General features: G+C 57.7%; 4 protein-coding genes and 1 pseudogene. 3 read left to right on the plus strand and 2 right to left on the minus strand.

Going from position 1 to position 6,259, the window contains the following annotated elements; all coding sequences use genetic code 11:
- Positions 1–98: 98 nt before the first annotated feature.
- A pseudogene (locus ATI53_RS22295) lies at positions 99–258 on the plus strand (IS5/IS1182 family transposase); the annotation flags it as partial.
- 787 nt (positions 259–1,045) lie between these two features.
- The gene (locus ATI53_RS24160) at positions 1,046–2,134 is read left to right on the plus strand and encodes a transporter substrate-binding domain-containing protein (protein WP_276613136.1); all 1,089 of its coding nucleotides are present in this window, start codon (positions 1,046–1,048) and stop codon (positions 2,132–2,134) included.
- 88 nt (positions 2,135–2,222) lie between these two features.
- Here ATI53_RS24160 and ATI53_RS22305 read toward each other — a convergent pair whose 3' ends face one another.
- On the minus strand, positions 2,223–2,834 hold the full coding sequence (locus ATI53_RS22305) for a recombinase family protein (RefSeq protein WP_111551337.1): 612 nt from the start codon (positions 2,832–2,834) through the stop codon (positions 2,223–2,225).
- A complete protein-coding gene (locus tag ATI53_RS22310; protein WP_111551338.1) occupies positions 2,834–3,190 on the minus strand; it encodes a cupin domain-containing protein in 357 nt (118 codons plus the stop codon). The genes ATI53_RS22305 and ATI53_RS22310 overlap by 1 nt, the downstream gene beginning before the upstream one ends.
- 134 nt (positions 3,191–3,324) lie before the next feature.
- Between ATI53_RS22310 and ATI53_RS22315 the strand changes: the two genes are divergently transcribed.
- Positions 3,325–6,216: a Tn3 family transposase gene (locus ATI53_RS22315; RefSeq protein WP_111551339.1), complete on the plus strand. Its 2,892-nt coding sequence runs from the start codon at positions 3,325–3,327 to the stop codon at positions 6,214–6,216.
- Positions 6,217–6,259 lie beyond the last annotated feature (43 nt).

Raw genomic sequence — 6,259 nt, forward strand, 5'->3', positions numbered from 1 at the left:
GCGGCCTCACGCCCTACGAATACATCTGCAAGATCTCGACTTCCGAGCCTGATCGATTCATCCTGAATCCGTTCCACCAGATGCCGGGACTGAACGGTGAAAAAAGGGGGCGCGGACGCCAGACCGGGCGGACAAAAGGCGGCACGAACACCAAGCTGCACGCCGTCGCCGACGCCAAAGGGCGGCCGATCGGGTTCTACCTGTCGGCCGGGGCAGGCCAGCGACGACACCGGCGCGGCGACGGTGCTTCCGTCAATTGTTTCAGGACGAGATCCCCCTGGCGCGGATCGACGATCTTCGGGCGAGGTACAACCGGCTTTTGGGCAAGATCAGGGACTTGCGGGTCGAGGCGGAACCGCTTCAGGCCCTGCAGGAGGAAACCCTGAAACTTGCAGAGTCCATGCAGTGCCTGTTTGCCCTTTACGCGATCCGCTCACGCCGGATCCCCCACGCGCTGCAGGGCACGCCCACGGCCCGGATCATCGAAAAGGTCACAAGCGAGGGAACCGCGCAGCCCCTGAACGACATCACGCTGGCCAGCCTGTTCGGCGCCGTGTTCAGCTATCTTCTGGTTGGAAAATACGCTCTGGTCGTCAGCAGTTACGATAAGGAAAGCGTGCGCGATGTTGCCGCGACCCTGCTTGTTCCCCTGATCCCGTCGCTGATCCTGCTGGCCTTTCTCACCATCCTTCTGCGTCACCTGAAAATCGACCAGGGAAGCTGGTCAAGCTATCTGGGCGTGCAAATCCCGTTCTGGAATTACGCCAAGCTTGCCTTCTGGCCAGCCGTCTTCGCGACCGTGCTTTATGGCACCGTGACCTGCCTTGGCGCGGACGGCGTCATGCGGCACGCCTTCGATGCCAACGGCGGGGCGATGATCACGACGGCGCTGGAATTCCTGAAGAGGGAAATTCAGCAGCTGCTCCGCATCCTGTTCCTGTCCTATGTGACGGCCTTCGGGCTGTTGTTCGTGTCCGATCATCACGACCGGATGCACTGGTCCGCGACGCTGGCCGTGGCGCTGGTGGTTTCCGCGTTTCTCTGGATGGTCGCGACCCTGGCCCAGAGCCTTTTCAGCGTTGCGCCCCCTGCCGTGCTTGATACCGGCGCCGTGACCGAGGCTTCCCCGCCGACCGGCAGCGGCGAGGTCTATACCGGCTACATGGCGAACATCTGCGCCTCGGTGCTGGCCAAGATGTCGAAAGACCGGCAATTCTCTGTCGAGTGGCGCGAGGTTTCGGCGCAGGGCCGGTTCGACGAGCTGAAGACCGGCAGGATCGATATCCTTTGCGATCCGGCGACGATCACCCCGGAACGCCTGTCCCACGCAGGGGTGATCGTGTCGCCGCCGGTTTACCTTTCGGGGGTCGGGCGCGCAGTGGCCACCCGTGATCAATGGGCCGGTCACTGGCCCTGCATCGGCCCGCTGGTGGGCATCGTCAAGGGCACGACCGCGCGGTTTTCAATCCGGAACATGGCCGAGAAATTCGGGTTCGGCGAAACGTTTTCGCCCGTCGTGCAGGCGCATCCGGACCAGGACAAGGTGGTGCTGACCGACGAAGAGCGGCAAAGCCTGACCTGCTGCTCGGGCGCCGTGGCAAGCCATCCGGGCGATGTCGGCAAGCTTGCGCCCTACACGGCGGCCGAACTGGACCAGACCGACCCTGCCAGCGCCGTGGTGGTGCGAAGCTATCCCGATCACGAAAGCCTGGCCAAAGCCTTGTGCAGCGGCGAAATCTACTATTCGGTCGGCGATCTGGAGATAATCTCTCTTTCCCTGACGACCTACAAGACGCTGCGTCGGGCTGTCAGGCACAGCCCGACGCAGAGGTATATTCCGAAGAACGATACGCGATCTTCGTGCATGTCTCGGACGAATCTGATCCCGGCGACAGGCTGGCGCTTTCTTTCCTGCGCCAACTGTCGATGGAAATCCACCGGGGACATGATTCCGTGCTCGTTCGCAGTTTCATCGACAACTTTTCCAAGACGGCGATTTCCAGATCACTTGACCTGTTCTTGTGGTGCGTGGTGGCCGGGTCGAATTGACGAAGATAGCGCCGCACTCTGGAACCGCTTCGACGCCCGCGGCACCGCCGAGATCGACAGTGCCCGGGAGGCCCTGAGTATTTAACATAATCCGACTTACGCGATTCTCGTGTGTTCGTTGGTGCGCGCTACCCGCAAGTGGGGTAGATTCCTGCTGAGTGCAGGATAGTACGTTAAGCCCCCAAGACATGTCTGCCGTAGTCTCGTAGATTACCGTTGGGGTCGACGTATCGGTAGAGGGTGACGGGTTTTACGCCAAGTTCTGTACATAGCTCAGAAACCGATGTGTCTCGGCTTGCCATTGCTGCCTGGGCCATGCGGACCTGTGCTTTTGTCAGTGCGAATTTTCGGCCACCTTTTCGACCTCTAGCGCGCGCTGCCTGAAGACCGGCCATGGTGCGTTCCCGGATCAGTTCGCTTTCGAATTCAGCCAACGCGGCAAAGATGCCAAACGACAGGCGGCCCGCTGCGGTCGTCGTGTCGATTTGCGCTCCCTGACCAGTGATGACTTTCAGGCCAACGCCGCGCTCTGATAGCATGGTTGTCGTTTTCACCAAATGGTTCAGGCTGCGACCCATCCGATCCAGTTTCCAGATCACCAGAACGTCGCCTGAACGCAAGGCCTTCAGACAGGCTTCGAGACCGGGGCGATTATCTTTCTTGCCTGACGCTTGATCGGAATAGATTTGATCATTGGCGACACCGGCAGCGGCAAGTGCATCCCTTTGCAGATCAAGCGACTGGCTACCGTCCGCCTTGGAGACGCGGGCATATCCAATCAACATCAGATTTCGACTTTCTCCGCTGCTGTGTCAGTATCGCCTGTGTTCGGCGTCCCTTTGGGTTCAATCAGCAAAATATGGGCTTCTTCCTGAGCAACTGGCCGATGCTGAACACCCTTCGGCACGACGTACAGCTCGCCCGGCTTTAGGGTGACATTCCCCTGTTCCATTTCAATCGTCACGATGCCATCCAGGACAAGAAAAAAGTCATCGGTGTCGTCATGGGTATGCCAAACGAATTCCCCTTGAACTTTTACTACCATCACATCGTGTCCGTTGAACTGGGAAACGATTTTTGGTGACCAATACTCAGCAAATGTGCTGAGCTTGTCGGCGAGATTCACGGCTTTTGCGGTCATGTGTTGTTTTCCCTGTTTCACAAACGAACGTTTGTGATGTGTCGAGGATCTCCGAGCTTTCTTCCGCCCATTATATTCCTTAATTCATATCACAATCATCAATAAACAAACCCTCCATAGAAAGCAAAAGAAACATGGCGCATCGCACCATCCTAACCGAGCGCCAGCGTTCGGCACTTTTCGACCTGCCTGCCGACGAAGCATCGCTTCTTCAGCATTACATTCTGGCGGACGACGATATGGAAATCATTCGCTCGCGCCGCCGCGCCCGCAATCAATTTGGCTTTGCGCTTCAGTTGTGTGCCCTTAGGTTTCCGGGGCGGTTGTTGACACCGGGAGAAACGATCCCGGAGTCGGTAACGAAATTCCTGGCGGCCCAGCTTGGTCTGAACCCCGGTGACCTGATCGATTATGCACATCGGGCGGAAACGAGACGCGAGCATCTTATCGATCTTCGATCAATTTACGGCTATCGGATGTTCTCTGGCCGTGGCGCACGCGATCTGAAGGCATGGCTTGAACAGCAAGCTGAGACGACCCACTCGAACAAAGATTTGGCCCGAAAGTTTGTCGAGGAATGTCGCCGCAACCAGACGATCCTGCCGGGTGTGTCTGTCATCGAGCGACTGTGTGCTGATGCGCTTGTTGCTGCCGAACGTCGAATTGAAAGCCGTATCGTAGATCGGCTCAGCAATGAGGTGAGGAAACTGCTGGACGGCTTGCTGACAGAAATGGTCGATGGCACTGTCAGCCGGTTCGTTTGGCTACGTCAGTTTGAGGTGGGCAATAACTCGGCGGGTGCATCCCGGCTTCTGGACAGGCTGGAATGCTTGCTGGCACTGGGATTGTCACCCTATATCCTGGACGACATCCCCCCACACCGGGTCACTCGGCTGCGCCATCAGGGGGAACGGTATTTTGCCGATGGTCTGCGCGATGTCACCAGCGACCGGCGGCTTGCTATTCTTGCCGTCTGTGCAGTGGAATGGCACGCGGCCATTGCTGATGCGGTGGTTGAAACCCACGATCGGATTGTTGGGAAGACCTGGCGTGATGCCAAGAAAATCTGTGACGCGCGGGTCGCGGATGCAAAGTCGGCCGTTCATGATACATTGCACTCATTCAAATCACTGGGCGCTGCCCTTCTGGAAGCCAAGGGGGATGGGGCATCACTTGATATAGCCACCGAAACCGCCTGTGGGTGGCACCAGCTCGAAGGGCTTGTTGCGACTGCGGCCAAGCTGACTGACACAATGGCCGCTGACCCTCTGAGCCATGTTGCTCAGGGCTTTCATCGGTTCCGGCGTTATGCGCCGCGCATGTTGCGCGCGCTTGAGGTACACGCAGCACCCGTGGCCGAGCCATTGTTGGCGGCAGCAACTATCATCGAAAATGACCAAAACTCTGAGCTTCAGCCCGTTGTTTTTCTACGTCGCGGATCAAAATGGCACCGTCATCTCAATACCTGTGACGAGGACAAGCATCGTCTGTGGGAGGTGGCTGTCATGTTCCACCTGCGAGATGCTTTCCGATCAGGCGATATCTGGCTCGCTCATTCCCGGCGCTATGCCGATCTGAAGCAAGCCCTTGTTCCAATTGAAGCCGCAAAGGCAACACCCAGACTGACCCTTCCGTTCGAACCGGGCGCTTGGATTGCGGATCGCAAAGCACGGCTCGCAGACGGGCTTGCACGCTTGGCCAAAGCCGCCAGAAACGGGTCAATCCCTGGCGGTTCCATCGAAAACGGCGTGCTCAAAATTGATCGGTTAAGTTCCGCTGTACCAAAGGAAGCGGACGAATTGGTGCTCGATCTCTATCATCGACTCCCAGTCGTCCGCATTACCGATCTCTTGCTGGAAGTTGATAATGACATCGGCTTCCCCGACGCCTTTACGCATTTGCGCACCGGTTCGCCCTGCAAGGATCGTGTCGGACTGTTGAATGTATTGCTGGCCGAAGGGGTGAACCTCGGTCTGAGCAAGATGGCTGAGGCAACCCACACACATAACTTCTTCCAGCTCTCGCGTCTTTCCAGTTGGCACATAGAAAGCGACGCTATCAATCGCGCCCTGGCCATGGTTATCAGCGCGCAATCAGGCTTGCCGATGGCCGCACATTGGGGTGGCAACGTCACCGCTTCAAGCGATGGTCAGTTCTTCCCGGCAGCACGCCACGGCGAGGCAATGAATCTCATCAACGCAAAATACGGTTCCGATCCAGGCCTGAAAGCCTATACCCACGTCTCCGATCAATTCGGCCCGTTCGCGACCCAGAACATTCCGTCGACGGTGAACGAGGCACCCTATATCCTGGACGGCTTGTTGATGAACGACACAGGCCGCAAGATCAAAGAGCAATATGCTGATACCGGCGGATTCACCGACCTCGTTTTTGCGGCCACTTCACTGTTGTCCTATCGCTTCATTCCACGTATCCGCGATCTGCCATCCACACGGCTCTACCTGTTCGATCCGGCTGCTGCCCCGAAAGAACTGCGCGGTTTGGTTGGCGGCAAAATCAGGGAAGGTCTGATTGTTCAAAACTGGCCAGACATCTTGCGTGCCGTGGCCACCATTACGGCTGGCATCATGCCACCCAGCCAGTTGCTAAAAAAATTCGCATCCTACCCGCGTCAGCACGAGTTGGCCCTTGCCCTGCGCGAGATTGGCCGCATCGAACGTACACTCTTCATTATCGAATGGTTGCTCGACGCCGACATGCAGCGTCGGGCGCAGATTGGTTTGAATAAGGGCGAGGCACATCATGCCCTGAAAAACGCCCTGCGAATTGGCCGCCAAGGCGAAATACGGGATCGCACCAGCGAAGGCCAACACTATCGAATGGCGGGGCTGAACCTCCTGGCGGCAATTATTATCTACTGGAACACCAAGCACCTCGGCCAAGCCGTCACAGCCCGAAAACGCGCCGGTCTCAACTGTTCACCGGGACTTCTGTCGCACATCTCACCACTCGGATGGGCGCATATCCTGCTCACGGGCGAGTACAGATGGAAAAATCGGCGATGACCAGCCTTAACGTACTATTCTGCACTCAGCAGGAATCTACCCC

Origin of the sequence: Salipiger aestuarii, from assembly GCF_003259905.1 — a bacterium.
Taxonomy (GTDB): Bacteria; Pseudomonadota; Alphaproteobacteria; order Rhodobacterales; family Rhodobacteraceae; genus Salipiger; species Salipiger aestuarii.